Origin of the sequence: Spirosoma profusum (assembly GCF_014699005.1) — a bacterium.
In the GTDB taxonomy this organism is placed as follows: Bacteria; Bacteroidota; Bacteroidia; order Cytophagales; family Spirosomataceae; genus Spirosoma; species Spirosoma profusum.
In genome coordinates, this window is sequence record NZ_JACWZY010000057.1 from 1 (window position 1) to 22911 (window position 22911).

General features: G+C 47.7%; 23 protein-coding genes. 16 read left to right on the forward strand and 7 right to left on the reverse strand.

Annotated features, from left to right (window positions below):
• Positions 1 to 206 precede the first annotated feature (206 nt).
• The 4 genes from IC229_RS36240 to IC229_RS32865 all read left to right on the forward strand — a co-directional run bounded on the left by IC229_RS36240 (position 207) and on the right by IC229_RS32865 (position 2806).
• Entirely contained in the window at positions 207 to 431 is a 225-nt protein-coding gene (locus IC229_RS36240; RefSeq protein WP_394355995.1) for an integrase core domain-containing protein, read from the forward strand.
• A gap of 450 nt (positions 432 to 881) precedes the next feature.
• Entirely contained in the window at positions 882 to 1973 is a 1092-nt protein-coding gene (locus IC229_RS32855) for an IS701 family transposase (protein WP_190892863.1), read from the forward strand.
• A 182-nt stretch (positions 1974 to 2155) separates the two neighbouring features.
• Positions 2156 to 2323: a hypothetical protein gene (locus IC229_RS32860; RefSeq protein ID WP_190892865.1), complete on the forward strand. Its 168-nt coding sequence runs from the start codon at positions 2156 to 2158 to the stop codon at positions 2321 to 2323.
• Between the two features lie 39 nt (positions 2324 to 2362).
• Complete coding sequence (locus tag IC229_RS32865; RefSeq protein WP_190892867.1) at positions 2363 to 2806, forward strand: hypothetical protein; 444 nt, start codon at positions 2363 to 2365, stop codon at positions 2804 to 2806.
• Between the two features lie 370 nt (positions 2807 to 3176).
• Here the strand turns inward: IC229_RS32865 and IC229_RS32870 are convergent, their stop codons facing one another.
• Complete coding sequence (locus IC229_RS32870; RefSeq protein WP_190892869.1) at positions 3177 to 3395, reverse strand: hypothetical protein; 219 nt, start codon at positions 3393 to 3395, stop codon at positions 3177 to 3179.
• Positions 3396 to 3406: 11 nt separating this feature from the next.
• The gene (locus tag IC229_RS35855; RefSeq protein ID WP_262893424.1) at positions 3407 to 3532 is read right to left on the reverse strand and encodes a hypothetical protein; all 126 of its coding nucleotides are present in this window, start codon (positions 3530 to 3532) and stop codon (positions 3407 to 3409) included.
• A 78-nt stretch (positions 3533 to 3610) separates the two neighbouring features.
• Here IC229_RS35855 and IC229_RS32875 point away from each other — a divergent pair, with 78 nt between their 5' ends.
• The 6 genes from IC229_RS32875 to IC229_RS32900 all read left to right on the forward strand — a co-directional run bounded on the left by IC229_RS32875 (position 3611) and on the right by IC229_RS32900 (position 7210).
• Positions 3611 to 3967, forward strand: coding sequence for a hypothetical protein (locus IC229_RS32875; RefSeq protein WP_190892870.1), 357 nt, complete (start codon positions 3611 to 3613; stop codon positions 3965 to 3967).
• A 28-nt stretch (positions 3968 to 3995) separates the two neighbouring features.
• Positions 3996 to 4259: a hypothetical protein gene (locus IC229_RS32880; protein WP_190892872.1), complete on the forward strand. Its 264-nt coding sequence runs from the start codon at positions 3996 to 3998 to the stop codon at positions 4257 to 4259.
• A 123-nt stretch (positions 4260 to 4382) separates the two neighbouring features.
• Complete coding sequence (locus IC229_RS32885; RefSeq protein ID WP_190892874.1) at positions 4383 to 4808, forward strand: hypothetical protein; 426 nt, start codon at positions 4383 to 4385, stop codon at positions 4806 to 4808.
• A gap of 315 nt (positions 4809 to 5123) precedes the next feature.
• A complete protein-coding gene (locus IC229_RS32890; RefSeq protein ID WP_190892883.1) occupies positions 5124 to 5402 on the forward strand; it encodes a type II toxin-antitoxin system RelE/ParE family toxin in 279 nt (92 codons plus the stop codon).
• 2 nt (positions 5403 to 5404) lie between these two features.
• Positions 5405 to 5716 (forward strand): HigA family addiction module antitoxin, encoded by a 312-nt coding sequence (locus tag IC229_RS32895; protein WP_190892885.1) that lies wholly within the window; start codon positions 5405 to 5407, stop codon positions 5714 to 5716.
• Between the two features lie 171 nt (positions 5717 to 5887).
• Positions 5888 to 7210, forward strand: a complete 1323-nt coding sequence (locus IC229_RS32900; protein WP_190892886.1) for an SAM-dependent methyltransferase — start codon at positions 5888 to 5890, stop codon at positions 7208 to 7210.
• A gap of 28 nt (positions 7211 to 7238) precedes the next feature.
• Here IC229_RS32900 and IC229_RS32905 read toward each other — a convergent pair whose 3' ends face one another.
• The 4 genes from IC229_RS32905 to parS form a co-directional block, all read right to left on the reverse strand.
• Positions 7239 to 8159, reverse strand: a complete 921-nt coding sequence (locus IC229_RS32905) for an IS3 family transposase (protein WP_190892921.1) — start codon at positions 8157 to 8159, stop codon at positions 7239 to 7241.
• Positions 8114 to 8491 carry a transposase gene (locus tag IC229_RS32910; RefSeq protein WP_190892888.1) on the reverse strand — a complete coding sequence of 126 codons (378 nt, stop codon included), beginning with the start codon at positions 8489 to 8491 and terminating at the stop codon, positions 8114 to 8116. The genes IC229_RS32905 and IC229_RS32910 overlap by 46 nt, the downstream gene beginning before the upstream one ends.
• A 198-nt stretch (positions 8492 to 8689) precedes the next feature.
• Positions 8690 to 9166, reverse strand: a complete 477-nt coding sequence (locus IC229_RS32915) for an RES family NAD+ phosphorylase (RefSeq protein WP_190892890.1) — start codon at positions 9164 to 9166, stop codon at positions 8690 to 8692.
• 16 nt (positions 9167 to 9182) lie between these two features.
• The gene (gene parS / locus IC229_RS32920) at positions 9183 to 9593 is read right to left on the reverse strand and encodes a type II RES/Xre toxin-antitoxin system antitoxin (RefSeq protein WP_190892892.1); all 411 of its coding nucleotides are present in this window, start codon (positions 9591 to 9593) and stop codon (positions 9183 to 9185) included.
• A 318-nt stretch (positions 9594 to 9911) separates the two neighbouring features.
• On the opposite strand from parS, the gene IC229_RS32925 reads away from it, so the two are divergent.
• Genes IC229_RS32925 through IC229_RS32935 form a run of 3 tightly spaced genes read left to right on the forward strand, consistent with a single transcriptional unit; the run spans position 9912 to position 15984 of the window.
• Complete coding sequence (locus IC229_RS32925) at positions 9912 to 13169, forward strand: SusC/RagA family TonB-linked outer membrane protein (RefSeq protein ID WP_190892898.1); 3258 nt, start codon at positions 9912 to 9914, stop codon at positions 13167 to 13169.
• 42 nt (positions 13170 to 13211) lie between these two features.
• Positions 13212 to 14657 (forward strand): SusD/RagB family nutrient-binding outer membrane lipoprotein, encoded by a 1446-nt coding sequence (locus IC229_RS32930; RefSeq protein WP_190892900.1) that lies wholly within the window; start codon positions 13212 to 13214, stop codon positions 14655 to 14657.
• A 19-nt stretch (positions 14658 to 14676) separates the two neighbouring features.
• Entirely contained in the window at positions 14677 to 15984 is a 1308-nt protein-coding gene (locus IC229_RS32935) for an aminotransferase class V-fold PLP-dependent enzyme (RefSeq protein WP_190892902.1), read from the forward strand.
• A 212-nt stretch (positions 15985 to 16196) separates the two neighbouring features.
• Here the strand turns inward: IC229_RS32935 and IC229_RS32940 are convergent, their stop codons facing one another.
• Positions 16197 to 16865: an IS5 family transposase gene (locus IC229_RS32940; protein ID WP_190892903.1), complete on the reverse strand. Its 669-nt coding sequence runs from the start codon at positions 16863 to 16865 to the stop codon at positions 16197 to 16199.
• A 547-nt stretch (positions 16866 to 17412) separates the two neighbouring features.
• On the opposite strand from IC229_RS32940, the gene IC229_RS32945 reads away from it, so the two are divergent.
• The 3 genes from IC229_RS32945 to IC229_RS32955 all read left to right on the forward strand — a co-directional run bounded on the left by IC229_RS32945 (position 17413) and on the right by IC229_RS32955 (position 22909).
• Entirely contained in the window at positions 17413 to 17985 is a 573-nt protein-coding gene (locus IC229_RS32945; RefSeq protein ID WP_190892905.1) for an RNA polymerase sigma factor, read from the forward strand.
• A gap of 126 nt (positions 17986 to 18111) precedes the next feature.
• The gene (locus tag IC229_RS32950) at positions 18112 to 19194 is read left to right on the forward strand and encodes a FecR family protein (RefSeq protein WP_190892907.1); all 1083 of its coding nucleotides are present in this window, start codon (positions 18112 to 18114) and stop codon (positions 19192 to 19194) included.
• Positions 19195 to 19426: 232 nt separating this feature from the next.
• Complete coding sequence (locus IC229_RS32955; protein ID WP_223834352.1) at positions 19427 to 22909, forward strand: SusC/RagA family TonB-linked outer membrane protein; 3483 nt, start codon at positions 19427 to 19429, stop codon at positions 22907 to 22909.
• The last annotated feature ends 2 nt before the right edge of the window (positions 22910 to 22911 follow it).

Genomic DNA, 22911 nt, shown 5'->3' on the forward strand with positions numbered 1-22911 from the left:
GGCCGTCTTGGAGCAGGTTAGTTTATTGGAGACGAATCGAAAACTAGTTCAGGTCTTCTTCCATCAGAAGGAGGTCGTCTTCTTTACGGATTAATTCACGCATCAATAATCGGCGAACGGCCAGGGAGTTAATTCACCATTCCGACCGAGGTATTCAGTATGGTAGCGCCCTCTATATTGGGTTATTAGACGCTTATCATGTTCAGATCAGTATGACCGAAACGGGTGATCCACTAGAGAATGCCATCGCTGAACGAGTGAACGGGATTATCAAGAATGAGTATCTAGCTCACCGATCGGTGTACTCGTTAGCCCAGGCCGAGCTCGTGCTTGAGCAAGCCGTTTTTCTCTACAACTATAAACGGCCACACCTCAGCTGTGACATGCTGGTCCCTGATCAAGCTCATCAAGGGGAAGGAAAATTAAAGTGAAGATGGAAGAACTACTATCCTCAAACTCAGGAGGTGACTGTAGTAAATAATGAAAATAGGGTTTAAATTACTGGTCAATAAAAAAACGGACTACCAACAAACGGTCAACACTTTTCCGGACGGGTCAGGGTTTCTGCGAGAGGATTCTCGTCTCACTAATTGCTCCTTTATGAGACAAAGGGAATTCCCCCAGCTGTATATAATACAGGTCTATTAGAACTATTCTTCAAATTCTTTTTCGTGTATGAAGAATCGTGCCGCTTCGTACGGGTTCATGTAGTCGTTATCCCACACATCAGCCAGCCAGTCCAGATCGGTAGGGCTTAATGCTGCCTAGTAACCCTGATACCTTAATTCCTCCTTCACTGCGTCGACCCATTCATAAAAATCTGTTTCCATACTTATAACTGAAGTTACGCAAGTGGGTTAATTGGACAAATTATCTTGGTCATGCAAACCAACCTGGATCTCTACACCGACTACTTGCTCAGCTCATTTGGCCAAACATCAGCCACTAATATGGCTCGCTTGCTGGATGACCAAATCAGCCATGACGATGTGACTCGCTTTTTGAGCCAATCCCATCAAATCGGACCAACACTTTGGAAAACCGTCAAGCCACTGGTGCGCAAACACCAAACCGACCAAGGATTGTTACTCGTTGACGACTCACTGCTCCACAAACCCCACAGTCAAGAAACAGGCTTGGTGAGTACCTACTTTGACCATACTAACAACGAGTACACCAAAGCCATCAATTTTTTAAGCTTGCTCTACCGAGTCGATGATATACTCCTACCAGTAGGACCACATATCGTCATCAAGTACTGGCAATGTCAACTCAAGGATAAAAAGCAGGTCTGGAAAGCGCCCCAAACCAAGAACGAAGCCTTTCGTGACCTGCTTCATCAAGCTCATCAAAATGCTATCCCCTTCCGCTACGTAGTGGCTGACAGTTGGTACACCAATGCCGAGAATATCAATGCTGTCTTATCCATCAAAAAACACTGGTTAGGCGCTTTCAAAACGAATTTGGAAGTGGCTCTTTCCAAACAAGACCGCGCGAATGGCCGCTTCGTGTCGATCAGTAGTGTTTCTCTGGCCGTAGGCGTCCCACGTGAAGTTTACATTCGGTCGGTGGCTCTGCCCGTACTGATCTGTAAAGACCGCACCGGCGGACCGGTTCTTCCTAACAAGGATGGTTCAGTGGGCGAATTATTGCTGTTAACCACCGACATCACGATGAGCTATCAACAAATCCTGACAACCTATCAAAAGCGGTGGGGCATCGAGGAGTATCATAAATCATTGAAAAACAATACATCTCTGCAAAGTTCACCGGCTCGTAGCATTCCCGCTCAAAGCACACATCTGTTGGCCTCAGTTTGTGCCTTTGTCAAATTAGAGCGGCTAAAGCTGGCTGAATCCACCAATCAGTTTGCCCTCAAAGGTCGACTTTACATCAAAGCGATTCAGGCTGCTTTGGCGGAACTGAGGCTTATGCAGCAAAACAATCTGCTGGCAAACATACTGCCTGCGTAACTTCAGTTAATTATATCAATTTAAAGTTAAGAAACATTAGAATGATACTTCTGACAGAAGGAGCACCCACCGGAGCCATCGATTTTCTGATAGCGATGTTTCTGTTACTCTTAGTGGTCGTTGGGTGAACACAACAGCAGAACAACGTAACGCACTCAAAAACAACGTAGTAGTCGAGTCGTGTGCGACAAAGGTCACGGCTCGACAGTCCAGCTTTGGGTCAGTTGGTCAGCTTCCGGTTGACAAGAGAATCGCCCCGGTTAGAGAATCAAAAAAAAGCGTATCTGGCACGTAACACCGACACCAGAAGTGCTCAGGTTGGCAAGCAAAAAAGTATGTTTTCGACGTAGCGTCCGACACGAGAAACGCCCGGTTATATAAAGTCAAAAATGAAAAATATGGTCGTTAGCTATTTTATACTCAAAAGTGCAACAATACAAGTCTTAGACTGCGCCAAGCCGTATGCGTATGATGAGAAACTCGACTTAAGAGTTTCCCTCACTGAAGATTTATCGTTGTGGGAGTTAGACGGTTATCTCTTTTTGGACGAGTTTCAAAAGAAGTTTGGTCTACAATTGCCCGACACGGCTTATGGCTATGTTTGCCCACCTGAGTTGGAAGGAAATTTTGTGCAAAAGTTAGTTGGCAATCTCATATTTGCTCTGGCAATTCCTTTCCTGTTGATCTACCCTTTTCTACCTGAGAGAAAGGAAACTACAAAGCAGAAAATAAAGCAGAATTTTAATCGCTTGACGCTGGGAGATTTGGCTGCCAGCTTAGCAGTTGGCTACTTCGTCAAGCGTGAACTAGTAAATATTGAATTACCAAAGTAGTTCGGGGTCGTTTTGTGTGACAGGGAGCACGTCCCATCGTAAAGTTGGCAGCCCAACCAAACAGGGGTGTAAAGGTTCAAATGGTTTGTGTTCAGGCATGTATTGTCATCATCCATCAGCCCCTGTGGGTGTTGGGTGTACACAACAGCCAATAACGTAATAGGCGGCTCGCGTGCGACAGTGAGCGCGTCCCAAAGGCAGGCTATCTGGCTCGTTTGTCGGCTTCGGTTGACACCAGAAACGCCTGAGTTGGGCTGCTTTTTTGGGTTGCTTGCGACACGAGAAACGCCCTAGTTGGGCAAGCTGACAAAAAAAGGGTTTCGATATGTAGCGAACGGCTTCGCGCTAGTCTGAAAAGCGGTTTGGTGCGTTAATGATTCGCTTCGCGCAGGGTAGCTGCCGGGTGACAGGACGCTCGTCCCAAAGGAAGCCGGGCAGCCCAACCAAACAAGGGTGTAAAGGTGGGAGTGCCGTAGTGAAATGAACTGACTCGTTCACCATCAACCCCTGTGGGTGTTGGGTGGAACGGAAAAAGCTGTAGCTTCAACGTCCGACTTCCGTGCGACAGGTGGGCTGTCTCAGCGGCCATTTTGGGGCTCGTTAGGCGGCACCTGTGAACACGAGAAACGCCCCATTTAGGAAGCCAAAAAAGCGTATCTGGCACGTAGCGCCGACACGAGAAATGCCCCGGTCGAGCCGGTAAAAAGTCGGTTTTCGACGTAGCATTCGACACAGGAAACGCCCGGTGAGGCTACGTTATCATTCATGTGCCAGCATTCAGTTGACAACTCAGGCGCGGTTTTTATGGAACAATTTGACCAAAACAGTCTATGTCACCTTCTGACTTTAGCGGAAACTAACAGCAATTGTAATGAACATAAAGACTTCTGGGAGTGGAATAATGAAACCGCCGAGCTGGTGAATAAACTGGAAAAGATGGGGCAAATTGAAATAGAACCGTCAATAAACCAGTACGATTTACAGTATTGGGGAGCCGACGTACCCATACAAATAGACAAGTATCCGTACTATGGATGCGAAGTCTTCAAGTGTAAAACCTGCGGAACCGTCTTTTTCTACTATTTAGAACTAGGCGGCCATGCTCCTCAAAAGCGATACCGAGTTATCAGGAAGGAGTTAATTGCTATTGAGAATGTCTAACTGTTGGCTAAGGAGTTTAAACTACCGTATGTTGGGCCATACTCAGCGCTGTCACCCTGCCGGGCGACAGGGGGCACGTCCCTGGTGGAACGTAGCAGCTCAACATAGCAAGGGTATAAAGGTTGACACTACGTGTGTTCAGGCATGTAGCATCCTTCACCATCAACCCTTGGGGGCGTTGGGTGGAGCGGAAAAAGCTGGGAGTGCATTTCCAGTTCCCGGTCAACAAGGGGGCCGTTTTGGGGCTCGTTGGGCGGCTCCCGTCGACACGAGAAACGTAGTGACAGGCTAACTTTGGGCTCATTAGTCGGCTCCGGTCGACCCCAGAAACGCCCCGATTAGCAAGCTTTAGCTTACAAGGCAGCTTGCGGTTGACAGTTTGTAATTGACTAAAATTTGAAATAACCAGGAGTCAATGTTTGCCAAGTTCCCTTTTACCGCCACAGAACAAGATTTTTATGCATTTATCATAAGTTGGGTTGGCTTACTGGCAGAGAGAAAATATCAGGAAGCTTATGACTCTGTTCTTCATTATGACTATTACGAGTGGACTCCTGAACTTATGGAGTCTATTATAAATGGTTATGGCAGTGAATATGAAGAAGGCGAAACGAAATATAAAGTGACTCCACCAGAGCAAGCCACAGGAAATGGCGACGAGTTTTATATGTTTTGGTACGAGGGTGAGGTTACCAACTTTGTAGTTGGTCGTGAGCAGTTAGCAGAATTAGGTTATCATTTACCCTTAAATCACGATTGGAGCGATTTATCGGTGACGTTTGATTTAGTAAAGTGTTGGGACGGTTTATACTTGCAGCTTAAGGAAATACACGTCTTTTAGTCTCACATTGGCCGCTTTCCTGCGACAGGATGCTCGCCGGTAAGGAAGCAGGCAGCCCAACATTGCGAGTGTGTAAAGGTTGGACGCTCCGGTTGTTGTCTTAGGTTGTTTTCTCATCCATCAGCCCTCGGGGGCGTTGGGTGGACGTTCATCAAGTGCTTGTAAGTCAGATCCCTTGCGACAAGCCGCACGTCCCGACAGGGCAGCTTTGGGCTTCCATTTCCGGGTCTTGGTTGACAGGACAAACGCCTACTCAAATGCACATTATTTTATTTATGCTTTGTAATGCGTAATATTACACGCTACAGAGCGAACATGATTGTCAACTTCAAACACAAAGGACTTCAGCAATATTATGAAGCAGGCAACGGCTCCAAGCTACCCGCTCAGTATCTGCGGAAAATCAACCGGCTCTTCGACCAGTTAGATGCGGTAACATCCATCAGCGATATTCAGCAGATGGGGTCCGGCATTCACAAACTGACTGGAGACTTAACCGAATTTTGGGCCGTCACCGTTACGCCTAACTACCGGATTATCTTTCGTTTTGAAGCCGGTGATGTGTACGATGTTGACTATGTAGATTATCATTGACTATGACACGCAACTTACCCCCAGTTCATCCCGGCGAGATTCTGCGGGAAGACTACATTAAAGAGCGGCACTTGACCGTGACCGAAGTCGCCAAAGGCTTGGGCGTTGCTCGTGCCAATCTGTCGGCTATTGTCAACGAGCGGGCTGGCATCAGCCCAGAGTTAGCCGTGAAATTGTCGGAGGCATTTGGCAACACGGCTCAGTTCTGGGTGAACTTGCAAAAGAACTATGAGTTATGGCACGCCGAACGCAAAGTAAACCGTTCGGCGGTCCAGCATTTCGGCCAAGCAAGCGGCTTACAGGCAGTGCCATAGTTTTTCGCTCGGCGTGGGCGGCTGTCGGGTGACAGGTCGCGAGGTCAGGCCGACAGCCCAACCGGGCAGGGGTGTAAAGGCTCCTGCGTCGCCATCACCCCCTGCGGTCGTTGGGTGCGCCGGACAAGTATAAGACCGTATTTTCGGGCCGTGTTGCCTGCCGGGACTGAGATGCCCTGGAATAAAGCAAACGGAGAGCCAGAGAAAATGCGTTCCGTGAGTTGGCTGGTCGATAATGCGTTGGATACGGTCGAAACTGAGGACGTAAAGCTGAAAGGTGTATTGAACCGTATCAGTGCTTGTCAGGTAGGAGACAATACACTTATTGGCCTCATTAATTCGTTTTCCGACACCAGTTTTCATAATCCGGTCTATAAAGGTGAACCCCTGAACATGCGGGCTAAAGACATTTTGGGTCATGTTTACGAATATTTTCTGGGTGAGTTTGCTGTGGCGGAGGGCAAAAAAGGAGGGCAGTACTTTACGCCCAAATCGATTGTGTCGACCATCGTGGAGATGCTTGAACCATATCGGGGACGTATCTATGACCCAGCAATGGGCTCCGGCGGCTTCTTTGTACAGAGAGAGCGATTTATCGAAGAACATGGCGGCAAGATAGGCGACGTATCGGTTTATGGGCAGGAATACAACCCGACGACCTGGCGACTGGCGGCAATGAACATGGCGATTCGGGGAATTGAGTTTGACTTTGGGAAACGTAACGCGGACTCGTTTACCGATGACCAGCATCCCGACCTGCGGGCCGACTACGTAATGGCCAATCCGCCGTTTAACATCCGCGAGTGGTGGAGCGCCAAACTCGATGGCGATCCGCGCTGGAAGTACGGTACGCCCCCAGCCTCCAATGCCAACTTCGGCTGGATTCAACACATGCTGTATCACCTCAACGATAGAGGAAGCATGGCTCTGATGCTGGCCAACGGCTCCATGAGCAGCAGCGCCAACAACGAGGGCGAAATACGGAAAGCCTTTATTGAGGCCGATCTGGTGGAGTGCATGGTGGCTCTACCGGGGCAGTTGTTTACCAATACGCAGATACCGGCCTGTATCTGGCTACTGACGAAAAACAAGAAGGAACGTAGTGTCGACTGGGGACCCAGCAAACGTAGCAGAACGGGCGAGATGCTATTTATCGACGCCCGCAAGCTGGGCTATATGAAAGACCGTGTGCTACGTGACTTCACTACTGTCGACATCCGACAAGTTGCCGATACGTTCCACAATTGGCAAGCCGGGAAAGATTACACTGATGTAGCGGGCTTCTGCTATAGTGCTACGTTGACTGACATCCAGAAGCATGACTACGTACTGACGCCGGGCCGCTACGTTGGCGCAACCGAAGCCGAAGATGACGGCATTCCGTTTGCCCAGAAAATGGCTGAACTCACCGCCAAATTAGGCGAGCAATTCCGCCAAAGTGCTGAGTTAGAAAAACAGATTGAAGTTTATTTAAAAGGGTTGGGGTATGAATGATGAGTGGAAGCGATACAAAACTAGTGAGTTAATAAATAGCGGCTTGTTGGCTATTGGCGACGGCTATAGAGCTACAAATTCTGAACTGGATGAAAGTGGTATTCCGTTTGCAAGAGCAGGCAATATAAATGATACTTTTATGGACCGCCTTCTCAGCCTCTTCGAAAGCAACGAACACTCGATTCAAGCGGAAATCTGTCTTTAGGATTCCATTCACCCGTTCAGCGATTGCGTTTTCATAAGGGTCGCCTTGCTGAGTCAAACTGATCAAAATGTTCGCCCCTTTCAACTTGTGAACGTAGTCAAAACTACAATATTGGCTGCCTCGATCGGAATGATGGATCAATTCTTCTTCCCTTTCCAAATGGGTTGATAGAGCCATATCTGGGGCCTTTAGACTACCTTCCGCCGTCAAGAATGGATGAAGACAGTAACCCACAATCAGCTTTGAATAAGCATCCGTTATTAACGATAGATAGCCAAATCCCAACCCAATATACAAGTAAGTTATATCACTAACCCAAACCTGTCTGGGAGCATTTATAACCCTATCAATAAGTAGGTTAGGATATCGTTGTAGACGGTGATTGGAATCCGTTGTTTGTGGCGTCTGTCGGCCCTGACGGATAACCATAGCATGATTATATAAGATTTTGTGCAACTTGTCACGGCCTAACTTGATGCCACTTTTGGCTAAGGGTTCTGCCAGCAGAAGATGTAATTTCCGGGTTCCCAAGCCAGGCACATCTCGTCTGAGCGCCGTCACCAGGTCCAGTACTAACATCGCATGGCTCACCGATCGCTGGGCACGTTGTTTTCTAGCGTGAAAAGCTTGTCGGCTCACACCAAACAGTCGGCAAAGGCTTCCGACGCTTGCCTTTGCGATTTCGTTCTCACGAAGGTTTAAGACCGTTTGGTGCCAGACTTTTTTCTGATCGGCACATTTAATTCTTTTTCAGCGGTCTCAATCATGGTGTTGAGTGCCAGGATCAGTAAATTGGCTTGCTGTAGAGTCTGTTCTAACTCCTCATTTCGCTGTTTTAAGGCGGCCATGTCGCGCTTTTGTGCTTGCTTCATGGCGGGTAAAGTTAGTAGGCCAGTCTTCATCTTCTGGCGATAGAGTTGGACCCAGCTGCGTAGAGTATGGCCACTGTGAATGCCTAAATCATCCATCACCTGGCTGACCTCTTCTCCGCCAAAGAGGATACGAAAAACGGCGGTCTCTCGGAGTTGTTCGCTGTACTGAAAGCGACTCAACAGGTCGCGAATGTGGTCTTGCATGGTTGTCAATTTTTGGTGAAAATCTGACAACCTATATCAGGCTAAGACACTGCTTGATATGAGTAGTTCAGTTATTGATGAAAAGTGGCCTTTTTGTGAACGATCTCAAAAGAAATGATTTGTACAAATGGCTCAATATAAGTTTCATTTCAAAGTTCACTTTTATTTGACTACGTACAGGTTTGCTTATTGAACGAATTATGAATTGTCCTGCTGCCAGAGTCGACGTTCAATGGGAAAAGGCTCCTGGTGGACAACCCGGATTTGGCCAAAAGCTAAATGAGCAGGATGTAGCAAGTAGTTGTATGACATTGGCACAACCACCGAGGGTACAGCCGCCACTAGCGTGGTGGGCTCATTCAGCCAATTCCCTAAAATCCATTGGGTTCGTTCATAACTCTCCTCATTCCAGTAAGCCGGTAAGGACTCTTGCGACCAAGTGGTTACCGAGTCATCGGGTATCTCTAAGGTAAACAGAAAGAGCTTGGGTAACCTATCGTACTTGACCCGAGGTTGGTGTACTAACGATTCGACTAAGGCCAGGGCAGGAGAAGAGGTCGTGTAGAGTAAAGGGTAGCCCTTTGGATTCCACCGGCCACCAAACAGCCGAGCTCCTTCGGTGGCCAATGGTTGCTGGACGTAGTTGGCTTTAACGGTTCGGTAAACAGTTAACATGCAGGGGAGAGGATCACTAGCCGACAATACCATGTTCGATGCGCCCCAGCACATCATCCACCAGGCCAAACCCGGTCGTTGTGTCTAGAAGCGACAAAGGGGATTGGGTATTGAGTTCCCGAATGGGAGAACGAAGCCATTCGGCCAGTGTCTGGGCATCCTCATCGAAGACATCCAGCCCATGTTGTAGCAGATTGGTTAGTAACAGCAACCGTTCGGAAGCATCTCTGGCCAGTTTATCGTCAGCTTTGAGCCGGTGTAGGTTGCGTACCGACATATTCAGGATGCGGGCCAGTTCCAGATCGGTCAATCCCACTAACTGAGCCACTCGATCCGCTTCTGCCCGCAGCATGCCTTGTCTGGATTTATCAATGACCGTATAAGGGGTATAGATAGCTGCCTGTGGAGGAAGTATTGTCAATGCCATAGGAAACAGTGCCTTTTTTCATTACTACAACTGCAATATGCCGAGAGACGTTCAATTTTGCAAGTTGTAGTTAATGAGGTGGTCCTATTTAGGACCTCAATCCATTTGTAATCCGAAGTTTACCTGGACGATTTATAATTTTATAATTGAGGGCTTCCTGCGACGGTATGTGAGCTTACTAGCCCAAGAATAGGCCATATCTTGACACGGGAATGCTTAAACTCAATTGCTTTCCTTAATAACAGGCGAAGCCGTATACATTATGTGTTTTTTTATGTAAAATTACCAATCAAACCTTTAATCATATAATCCTAAACCATGCTGAAAAGTCTACTTCGTTGTTTTCTGATAAGTATCGGATTATCAATAGGGATAATCGAAGTTCAGGCTCAGAGCTTGGACGTATCTGGAAAAGTGGTTGATGAAACGGATGTTGCGGTGCCTGGAGCCAATATTTTGGTAAAAGGGAAAAACATCGGTACCAATTCCGCAGCGGATGGTAGTTTCACCATTGCCATCCCGTCTGGCAGTCGAACCTTGATTGTGTCATCAATCGGCTTTAAAACCCAGGAGGTTGATGTGTCGCCCGCCATGACCAAATTAACCATCAAGCTGTTGTCGGATGTCAAGAGTTTGGGGGAAGTTGTCGTTACTGCTTTAGGTGTACAACGTAACACCCGTAATGTAGGCTACGCTGTTCAGCAAATCGATGGGAAAGCGATTCAGGAAGCCCGGGAAGTTAATTTCATTAATTCACTACAGGGTAAATTAGCGGGGGTGCAGATTGGCGGCAATAGCGGGTCTATGGGAGGTTCGGCGCGGGTCACGATTCGCGGCTTAAAGTCCATTTCTGGCAACAACAATGCCCTATTCATCGTAGATGGCGTACCGATGGCCAATATGAACCTAAACTCTTACGGTACTACAGGTGGACAGGGTACGGGTGGCGGTGGCTATGATTACGGTAATCCGGCCCAGTTGATTAATCCAAATGATGTTGAAAACATCTCGGTGCTGAAAGGTGCCGCAGCCACCGCGCTGTACGGTAGCCGTGGTCAGAATGGCGTTATTTATATTACGACCAAATCGGGAAAAGGGTCCGGAAAAATTTCGGTGAATTACGATCTCAACATGCAGATCGATCAGGTTTCGTACTTACCCAAGTTTCAGAATTTGTACGGTGGGGGCGGTAGTTCCACATTTACAAAATTATACGTCAACCAGAACCCCACTGGTTTTTTGCCCGGCGGAGGCACATACGACGATAATGACGGGAAAGGGAAATACGACCTGATACCGGACTACGGCACGGACGAATCCTGGGGCCCTAAACTGGATGGAACGCTGGTTCGGCATTACTGGTCGTGGGATCAGGACCGGAACAATCCTAATTTCGGAAAAACTGCTCCCTGGAGCGCCCACCCCGACAACGCGAAGGATTTCTTTAAAACCGGTTTTACCTTTTCCAATAATCTGTCGGTCGCCAGCAGTACCGATCAAGGCTCTATCCGGTTTTCGCTGGGTCAGACTAATCAGCGCTTCATTTATCCTGGCAGCCAGCTCGGCCGATTTTTTATGAGTCTGAACACGACGTATAAATTTACCGACAAATTTACCTTCAGCGGGGGCATTAATTACATTCACGACGATTCCAAAGGTCGCCCCGGTACGGGCTTCTTTGGTAACAATCCGATGCTATTTTACGTCATGTTCGGGCAACGGCAGATTGACGATGCATACTTAAAAGAGTATAAATACGCGGACGGTACCGAGCAGTCGTGGAACCGGACTGCCTGGAATATCCAGAAACCAGCCTTCACGCAGAATCCATACTGGAACCAATATGAAAGTTTCAATACCGATCAAAATAACCGCTACTTCGGCAATGCTGGGTTAACGTACAAAATTACCGACTGGCTTTCGGCCGATGTACGCGTCTTTTCGGATTATTTAAATCACCTGGATGAGGTCAGAAGTGCAAAAGGATTTTTTGTCGGTTCGTACGCTAAGCGGGCGCTTGTCAATAGCGAAACCAATTACCAGGCTACGCTGAACATCAATAAAACTTTGATGGACTCCAAAATCAGTCTGGAAGGCGTATTGGGGGGGAATATTCTGAGTATACAATCGACGGTAGACGCCGGAACGACGAATGGCGGGCTTCAGAACCCGCTGGTGTATGTGCTGCAAAATTCGGTAACACCCGCAACCGTGTCGAACGATTATGGCAACCGGCAGACCAATTCCCTCTTTGCGTCTGCTACGTTAGGCTATAAGCGGTTTTTGTATCTGACGGCCACCGGCCGGAATGACTGGGCCTCAACACTACAGCAGACCGGCAACTTCTCTTATTTCTATCCGTCGGTTGCGGGTTCGTTTATTTTCACCGATATACTGCCCAAAAGCAGCTGGCTCACGCTGGGCAAAGCACGTTTGTCGTTCGCGCAGGTCGGGAATGACGCCGTTCCGTACAACGTTTCCCGGTACTATGACTACGTAGCGCCGTTTAGTACGTACCCGCTGCAAAGCACATCGGATAAGCTCTTCAACAGCAAACTGAAACCCGAGCTCTCATCTGAAATAGAGGGTGGCTTTGACTTCAAATTTTTCAATGAACTGCTTGGGCTAAATTTCACGTATTACGACCGCCGGACCAAAAATCAGATATGGGATGTACAGGTACCCGCCGAAAGTGGTTTCTCCACGAAGATTGTCAACGGTGGAACCGTCCAGAACAAGGGTATTGAAGTGTCGCTCGCGGTGGCGCCCATCACCACGCGAAATTTCAGTTGGCGGACGGCCCTGAATTTTTCAAAAAACAAAAACACGGTACTTGATCTGAACACGGACAACATCCAGGGCATTGATCGATTTATTATTGGTACGGAACGTCGCACCAATAAAGTATCTATGGTCGCTCAGAAAGGAATGTCGCTAGGCACCATGTTGGGTACCGACTTCGTTTACGACACCAGGGGAAATAAGACCGTTGGCGCCAACGGCACCTACAACGTAACGCCTGCTCCGGTGGTCATTGGAGATGCCAACCCGGATTTCATCGGTGGCTTTTCCAATACGTTTAGCTACCAGGCACTTTATCTGTCTGCCCTGATCGACTTTCAGAAAGGCGGTGATTTCTTTTCGTATACTAATCTGTACGGTAATAAATCTGGCATGCTGCTGGAAACCGCCGAAAACGGTATCCGTGAAAATGGGCTGATCAATCCCGGCGTGAAAGCGGATGGCACACCGAATGACGTAGTGGTCACGGCTCGTACGCATTTCAACGCCGATGGCGGTAACCGGATCAGCAGCGCCAACTTATACGATGGCAGCTTCATCTATCTGCGCGAAGTTCGGCTGGGCTGGAATATACCGGAAACCTGGACACAAAAAATCAAAATACAGGCGTTACGTCTTACCCTGACGGGCCGCAATCTCTGGCTGATCAACAGCAGCGCCCCGAATGTCGACCCAGCCAACATCACCAACTCAATCAGCAACCAGATTGGCTTTGAGGGGGGCGCTTTGCCGCCAGTCCGGAGTTTTGGCGTCAATCTAAACGTGACTTTCTAACTAGTGACCGTTCAGGCACGTAACATCATATCCTTAACCACGATGAAACGTAGTACTATTTTTCTGCTGGCCTTCCTGTTCGTAGCTTCTACGGGCTGCAAGGATTTTGAAACCCTAAACACCAACCCCGCCCGGTCCAGCGAAACCCAGCCGGAGTTTTTACTGGCCAACGCCCAGAAACGAGCGGCCGATCTGATGTACGATTCGTATTTCAACGGACGTATCGGGATGGAACTGTCACAATACTGGATGGGCACCGACAAAACTTCCGACGGTCGGTACTTATTCACCAACGATGGTTTGTGGGCTGGACTGTATGCCGGGCCGTTGATGGATCTTCAGGAAATTCAAAATTATTACAATCGCCATCCCGGAGAAGTTAATCCGCATGTACTGGCGGTGGCCGAAATAATGAAAGCCTGGATGTTTCACGTTTTGACCGATGCTTATATCGATATTCCGTATTCGCAGGCGCTTAAAGGAGACGACATTCCACAGCCAGCTTTTGACAAAGGCAAGGATGTATACGCCAGTCTGCTGGCTTCGCTGAAAAAACAGGTTGATATTCTGCAAAACACCACAGCGGGCCAGATTAGAGGTGATATTATTGCCAATGGTGATGCCAAACAGTGGGTTCGTATTGGCAATGCATTACGTATTCGCATTGCGTTGAGAATCGCCGACATTCAGCCGGCAGAAGCTAAATCCGTAATTGAGGAAGCCGCCAAGAACACATTGACCGGTGTCAGTCAGGACGCCTTTTTTCCGTATAACCTGACGGCGACAACCAGCCGCTTTCCGTATAACGACGTAGAAAGACCATTAGTTGAATTTGCCGTGACAGCTACGTTGGTTGATTACATGAAGGCAACCAACGACCCTCGCTTACCCATTTACGCCCGCCCCGATGAAACGAATGGTAAATACGTTGGTAAAGTGTACGGTACAGAAGCCAATTCGCCAACAATGATTGGGTTATCCAAACCGGGGGTGATTGCCTACAGCGGTTCGGCCAAAGGCTACCTGATTACGTACGCAGAGGTGGCGTTTGCCAAAGCCGAAGCCGCTGCCCGTGGTATGAATGTGGGCACTGAAACGCCGGAAGATTTATACAAAGCCGCCGTAACAGCCTCGATGAACCAGTGGGGAGTCACAGATGCAAAAGTGGTTGCGGCCTATCTGGACAACGTACCGTATAAAGCGGGTAACTTCAAAAACGTGATTGGTACCCAGAAATGGCTGGCGCTCTACATGCAGGGCCTGCAAGCCTGGATGGAACGGTTGCGGCTGGACATAAAAAAACCGAATGGTGATATCCTGTTCATCGATCCAGCCTCGGGAAGTCTGGACCCGGATGTAAAAGACGTACCTAAACGATTGAAATATCCGAGCGGAAGCCGAACTAGTAATGCAATTAACAGTGCCACAGCTGCCAATAATATTGGTGGCGATACGCAGGCTGTTAAGAACTGGTGGGATATTTTATAGATTGATTTAACGTGTAAGTATGGCGCATAACCGTCGAAATTTTGTTAAAAAACTAGCCGTAGCTGGGAGTACGGTTTCGGTTAATAATCTTCTGGAAATGACGTCTGTGGCCGACCTGACGGCTGCTAACCGACGTGTACAACACCTTAGCCTGCGGGAAGTTGCTGCTGACGAAGACTATTGGCGCACCATCCAGCAGAGCTACACAGCTTCGACTTCCCCCATCATTATTCTTAATAATGGGGGTGTTTCGCCGTCGCCACTCGTTGTGCAGCAGGCCGTTGAACGTTATAACCAAATGATCAATCAAGGTCCTTCCTACTACATGTGGCGCCTATTGGATCAGGGACGCGAACCGGTGCGCGAAAAACTGGCTTTACTGGCTGGTACGTTACCCGACGAGATTGCCATCAACCGCAACGCTACTGAAGCCCTGAATACGGTCATTTACGGACTCGATCTGGCGAAGGGCGACGAGATTATTGGAACATTGCAGGACTACCCGAACGTGATCCAGGCTTGGCGGCAACGGGCCCAACGGGAGGGTATCGTATACAAGCAATTGAGTTTCAAATTCCCGATTGAAAACGACGAGCAGATTGTTCGTGAGTACGAAAAAGCCATTACGCCCAAAACAAAACTTCTTCACGTAACGCACGTCATTAACTGGGTTGGCCAAATCATGCCCGTGCAGAAAATTTGCCAGATGGCCCGAAAACATGGCGTTGAAGTGCTGGTCGATGGAGCGCACTCGTTTGGCTTACTGGACTTTAAAATTCCCGAACTAGGCTGCGATTATTTCGGTACCAGTCTGCACAAGTTTTTGTCCGCTCCGGTTGGTACTGGCATGCTATGGATTAGGAAGGAAAAGATCGCCACTATTTGGCCACTGCTCTGTAACAGCCAGCCGAAAAGCAACGACATCCGAAAATTTGAAACCTTGGGTACCCGAAGTTTTGCCATTGAGCAAGGCATTAATGAAGCCATCAATTTTCACAACGCCATCGGTAGCAAACGTAAAGAAGAGCGCGTGCGGTACCTGAAAAATTATTGGGCTGAAAAAGCCCTAAAGTTGCCCGGCGTTCGCTTATCGACCTCACTGAAACCCCAGTTTTCCTGCGGCATTTGTGGGGTAAGTATCGAGGGCATGACGCCAGGCGAAGTGGAGGGAAAGCTAATGGCTAAATATAAGATCAATACCTCGCCCACGGTCTGGGAAAATATTAGTTGTGTTCGGGTAACCCCCCACATATATACGACGCTGGCTGATCTGGATAAGCTGGTGAACTCCTTGAGCGAGATCATCGCAGAAAAGAAGAAGGCCTAAGCTATTACTGTTGAAAGCCAGATTGCCGAATACCTTCCTCAAACGCACTGTCTTATCCTGATTCGAATCGGAGGTTTTCGTGGACAATTTAAGCTGTACGGCGCATCCATGTAAATAATGTACTATCAGATTCATATTTACCAAGAATTGCCTACGCATATCATTTCATAATCGGTTTAGGTGTTGCTCCTAAGAAGCTGTTTGATTTAAAGCTAAACTCGTTTTATAGTGCGCCTGATATGAGCGATCCAAATAAAAGTTTGGGCAGATAAGAGAGTACGCTCATAGTCTTTAGCCAATCGTCGATTGTTGCCTAGCCAGGAAATAGTTCGTTTGACAATCCATCGCCAATGATGAATAACCAGTTTACTGTTGATGGGGGACTTCGGAATCACCACACGCATGTCATATATGGTTTCTAATTGCTCTTTAAAATGACCGCCAAACGCACTGTCAGCATACATCAACACCAAATCATCCAACAAAGGATTAAGGTGCTTGGCTTGCTCCCAATGCAAAATGCCTGCTTTGCCATCCGCTATGTTGGCGGGTCGCACATCGGTCCACAGCAAGTGCCCCATCGTATCGACGATCAAAAAAAGTTTACGGTCTTTGATCAACTTACCACCATTAAAGCCAATCCGCTTAGTGGCTGTAGGGCTATTTTTGACACTTTGCGAATCAATGACGGCTACTGTGGGTAAGGGCTTCTTAGCCACTTTAAGTCGATGGTTCATCGTCAACTCGTTGGCAATAAGAACCCACGTGTCATTTTTGATCCACTTTCTAAAGTACCAATAAACAATCTGCCAAGGCGGGAAGCCTTCAGACAAGTCACGCCAGATAGTACCGTTTTTTGTCAAGTAAAAGATGGCCTCCACGATTCGTTGGAGTGGCTAAACGCTTTTTCGTTTGACCGAAATAAGTTTTTCACCTTGCCATTGAGAGGCCGTCAGGTCGGACCGGGCCGCCGGAGCGGGAATAAAGTTGTTTCACACAACTTAACCCCGATTGGCGGCCTTCTCGTTTCAAACAAAGCCTAACTCAAACAGCTTCTTAAACAGTTCAAATGAATACATCGGATATTGTAAATCATACCAAGCCGAAGCAGTCAAAACAAGATAACTAGATGGTATTAATCAATTTACTGCTGTTATCATGAGTTACCAATAGTGCTCGCACAGTTATTTGTTAACAGTACAAGATAAAATGGTAGTACTCGCCTTTTATTGAGCGAAAGTCGCCGTGCTTTCACCTGATACTATCACTGGATTCCATAAGGAGGTGAATACAATATAGTTCACTATTAACAACATTAAATACTACCGTAATTCCAAAATTGAAACATTACTATATTATTTATGCTTTAACTTGGCTATGCACGTATATTTGTAAGGTTCCCTGGAATATAGACAAATAACGAGGTTCGTGAGTGAGGATGATACAATTCTTTGGCAGGCATTTCGAGGAGGTGACCGCAAAGCCTTTGAGACGCTCCTGAAAGTCTATTATAGACCTTTATTTCACTATGGAACTAAGTTTGTAAAAGACAGAGATCAGGTAAATGATTGTGTTCAGGATCTATTCGTTGACCTCTGGGAACGTCGGATGTATTTGAATGACGCCAGAAACCTAAAACTTTACCTCTTCTCGGCTTTAAGAAACTTAATTTTTAAAGAAAAGAAACGTTTCCTATACTGGGAAGAAATTCCTGATAAATGGGAGGAGCCTGTAACTGATACGTATACCGAAAAGCGTATCATAACGGAAGAAACTCATCAGGAGAAACAATCGCAGGTTCAAAAAACGCTTATTCACTTAACCAAGCGGCAGCAGGAAATTATCCACCTTAAGTTTTACGAGGAATTAAGCAACGAACAAATTGCGGTATTGCTGGATATTACCCGTCCAGCCGTTGCAAATTTGTTGTTTCAGGCCATCCGCGCGTTTCGTCTACACTGGAAGCCGCTTCTCCTGGTTCTCTATTACATCTTTAATTGATTTGTGTATTAACTAGCTGATTATCAATACCATAAGAAAATAATAAAAACTTTTGACTGATTTTTGATTATTCTCCTTTAGTTTTTTGCCCTTCCTTATAGAATGCGTCACAAATGGTGTTTAACCATGAAGCAATATAAAGATTATACCGTTGAAGACTTCCTGCTGGACGATGATTTCCTGGTTTGGGTGCGAGCTGGCTGTCCGTCAACGGGAACGATCTGGAACGAGCTTCTGGCTGCCTATCCAGAGAAAGAGGAAGCTGTAAATGAAGCGAAAGCGTTTATTGATGACCAACGGCAGGGAACCCACCTGCCCAACCTACCAGACGCAGAATTAACCTATCACATTGGCAACGTATTAGCCAGAACAGAAGTCCATGGGGTTCCAGTACGTCGTTTGAACAGTTATGCTACCTGGTGGCGCATTGCGGCAGTGGTTACGCTATTTATAGCTTTGGGCTGGACTATTTTCAATTGGCAATCGAGCCAATCCACGTATGGATATGAGAAGCTTGTCAAAGCATCCACTACGTCCTTAACTGAAATTGTCAATGCCAATCGAACGTCCCAATCCATAACCCTACCGGATGGAAGCCATGTTACATTGGCAAAAAACGCTCGAATAAGTTACCCAGCCCAGATGACTAAGGAAGCCGTCCGCAACGTGTATCTGAGTGGTGAAGCTTTTTTTGACGTTACCAAAGACCCACAACATCCATTTTTCGTCTATACTGAGGGACTTGTTACCCGTGTGGTTGGAACAAGCTTTATTATCAAAACGAGCGGCAAACAGGTGTCCGTTATTGTTCGGTCGGGTAAAGTGGCGGTTTATTCCATGAATAAGGCGATCAAATCCGGGCAGGTCGAAAAGTTGATGTTGGCCCCGAATCAGCAGGCGACGTTTGTACCGGACGAAAATCAATTAACCCGAGCCATAGCCAGCCAGCCCGTTAGCCTGTACACGGATAACCAGAAACCAACGCTTCAATTTGAGGACACGCCAATAACCGATGTATTTGCCCAACTGGAGAAAACCTATGGAATTCCGATTCAGTATGATACCAGCCAGATGAAGAACTGTTTCCTGACCTCAACCCTGGCCGATGAACCCTTCTATACCAAATTAGATATCATCTGCAGGACCATCGGTGCCAGTTACAAAGTCGAGGACACAAAGATCGTGGTTACCAGTGCTGGCTGCGAATAATTAATTAACAATTGCTAATCTGACCTAAACGAAACCATAAACCCATCTCAATGACGTAACACAAGTGCCCTTTCACAAAAAAGCCGCTGGGTATGTGAACGAATCATGATTGGCCTCATGATGAGTTCTACCCCGCGACTTAAGTAATCCCTTGATGTTTTGGCGAACACAACTCCTTTTGCAGGAGCCAGGGGGCTTTTGTTTTTAAAAATCCAAAAACCGTCGGTAAATTATGAAAAAAAGTAGTACCAAACGCAATTGTATTGCGCTGATTATGAAAGCCAGTATTCCGTTAATGCTGATTTTTCTGCTGGGCAGTCTAGCCTATGGGCGGGATGGTTTTGCGCAGGAGCTATTGAACCGGCCTGTCTCTATTGAGGTTGAGCAGATCGATCTGAGCGTCGTTTTAAAGAAGTTAGAAAAATCAACCCGAGTTCGTTTCTCCTACGTTCCATCGCTGGTTCGAAACCGTAAAGTAAGTCTGAAGGTACATAACGAGCGCTTAAATGAAGTATTAGAAAAACTGCTCAGCCCGTTTCAGATTCAGTTTTCGGTGTCGGGAGAGAACATCATCCTAAATAAACAACTCAACGCAGCGGGGAGTAATCAAACTAGCAATACTACGTTACAATCTGTCGAGGAAATTATTGCCGCCACGTCGGTAAGCCAGGATCGTACCATTACCGGAAAAGTAGAAGACGAAAATAATGCGGGCTTACCCGGTGTGAATGTCGTACTGAAAGGAACGAACCGAGGGACGACTACCGATGGGGAGGGACGTTACCGACTGACTGCACCAGAAGGACAGGCTATCACACTGGTGTTTTCGTTGGTGGGATTTGCCTCGCAGGAAGTAGTTCTCGGCGCGCGAACCTCGGTGGATGTCAAGCTAATGCCCGATACGAAAACCCTGAATGAAGTGGTCGTGGTAGGCTATAATACGGTGAAGCGTACCGATGTGACTTCTGCTGTGGTGAGTGTAAATGCAGACGAGATACGTTCTAGACCCGTCGCCAATGCGCTACAGGCTATCCAGGGAAAAGCCGCAGGTGTAGATATTACGTCGAATGAGCGCCCCGGTGAAATGGGAAGCATTCGGATTCGGGGTAATCGCTCATTAACCGCTACCAACAATCCGCTTTACGTAGTGGATGGCATACCACTTTCGTCGGGCGGTATCGAGTTCATCAACCCGAATGATATTGAAACCATTGATATTTTAAAGGATGCTTCGGCTACGGCTATTTATGGCTCACGTGGAGCGAATGGTGTGATTATGGTCAACACCAAACGTGGGAAAAGTGGCCGTTTGGTGCTTGAATACGTAGGAACCGCTACGTTCGAGCAGATTCAGGACCGGCTACAGTTGATGAATTCGGCTCAATACATTGACTTCCGAAGGAATGCGTACCGACGTATCAACTATTTGAATACGTTGGCAGGACGAACAACACCAGCGGGTACGGGCTACCCGGATGCGCCCAGCCAGGTAGACGATCAGCGGATATTTGCGGGCGATGCCTATGCGCTGGCCAATGTAAACAAAGGGTGGGCGAATGGTACCTGGAACGGCGATCTGGTTCCAACAACCGATTGGAGAAGTATGGTAAAACGAACTGGTATTACACACGATCATATTCTCAGCGCCAGCGGAGGAACCGACAAAATCAAAGCCTATGGTTCGTTCGGGTATTTGCGCCAGGAGGGCACCCAGCTTGGGCAGGATTTTACCCGCTACAGTGCGAAAGTGAGCGTCGATGTCAACCCGGTGAAATGGCTGAAAATGGGTGGAACGATTGATGGTACGTTCAGCAAGCAGAATTACGGATTTGCCACAACCAACGCAACGGGCCCCGGCAGCCTGTACGCGGCTGCTAATGGGATGCTTCCCTTTGCCGTTCCGTATGACAGTACGGGCAAACGTATCAACCTGCCCGGGGGCGACATTACCATTTTGAATCCGATTGGCGAAGACCAATACAATATCAACCTGCGCAAAGTGACCCGTGCCATGGCTTCCCTCTACGGCGAGGTTACGATTTTGGACGGATTACGGTACCGCATGAACTTTGGTCCCGATTTTTATTACAACAACAACGGTCGCTGGATGGACCAAAACTCCATCAACCGGGGTGGTGGTGAGCCGGGTTCAACTAATTATGCCCAGCTAAACAATACCAACAATTTTTCCTGGTCGCTGGACCAACTGATTTACTTCGACAAAACATTTGGCCAGCACAGCATCGGTCTGACCTTGTTGCAGAATGCTACGTCGTATCGCCAGGAAACATCGTCCATGACGGCGACAAAGTTGCCCTACAATAGTCAGTTGTGGTATCAATTGAATTCGGTGAGCGCGCTGGATGGCTTCAGCAGTAACCTGATTCAATCGTCCCTGGTTTCCTACATGGCCCGGGCAAATTATAGCTTCAACAGCAAGTACATTCTGACGGCGTTTGGTCGTTGGGATGGTGCTTCACAACTGGCTCCGGGCAAGAAGTGGGATTTCTTCCCCTCGGTATCAGGTGCCTGGCGTCTGGATCAGGAAAACTTTATTAAAAACGTATCCTGGATCGATGAGCTGAAACTGCGCGTAGGTGTTGGGGTAACGGGTAACGCAGCGATTTCGCCTTATACCACCCAGGGCGTTCTGCAAACGCTGTATTATACGTTTGGCAGTTCTGTACAGGCGGGTTATGTGTCGTCGGATGCGTCGCTGGCTACGCCCATCTCTCTACCTAACCCACAATTGGGATGGGAACACACGCGGCAATGGAACCTGGGAATCGATTTTAATCTGTTCAAAGGACGTATCAATGGTGCCCTAGACTTCTACACATCCCGGACAACGGATCTGCTGATGCTACGTAGCATCCTGTCTATCAATGGCTATACGACTTCGCTGACCAACATTGGTGAAACAGCCAACCGCGGAATCGAGCTGACCGTGAACACGGAAAACATCCGAACAAATCAGTTTGGCTGGACCTCTACCCTGAACATCGGCACCAATAAAGACCGCATTGTTAGTCTGGCCAATGGAGCCGTGGACGACATTAATAACCTCTGGTTTATTGGGCAGCGATTGAGCGTTTACTACGATTATCAGAAAGACCGAATCTGGCAAAACACCCCGCAGGATTTGGAAGAGATGGCAAAGTTTGCGACCAATGGACAAATTTTCCGCCCAGGCGATATTAAAGTGGTTGACCAGAATGGCGACTATAAAATTGATGCCAATAATGACCGGGTAATCAGAGGCAGCAGCAGCCCTGCCTGGACGGGCGGCATTACCAATACGTTCTCTTACAAAGGGCTTGAGCTATCGGCGTTTATTTTCTCGCGGTTAAATTTTCTCGTACAGTCGGGAGCTGAAAGCTTGCAAGGCCGGTATACCCAACGCTTGGTCGATTATTGGACACCTACCAACCCAACTAATGAGTACCCTGCCCCCAATTATAATAGTGCCGCAGGGGACCCCTTCCGAAATGCAATGAATTATCAGGATGGCTCGTTCGTCAAGATTCGCAACGTTACGTTAGGCTATATTCTCCCCACGAAAATTGTGCAAAGAGTGGGCCTGTCGCGGGCGAAAGTGTACGCCCAGTTGCTGAATCCTGGCCTGATCTATTCAAAAATAAGCTGGCTCGATCCTGATACGGGAAATTCCAACTTCAACCGGGGTCTTGTCTTTGGTGTAAACGTCGGCTTCTAATT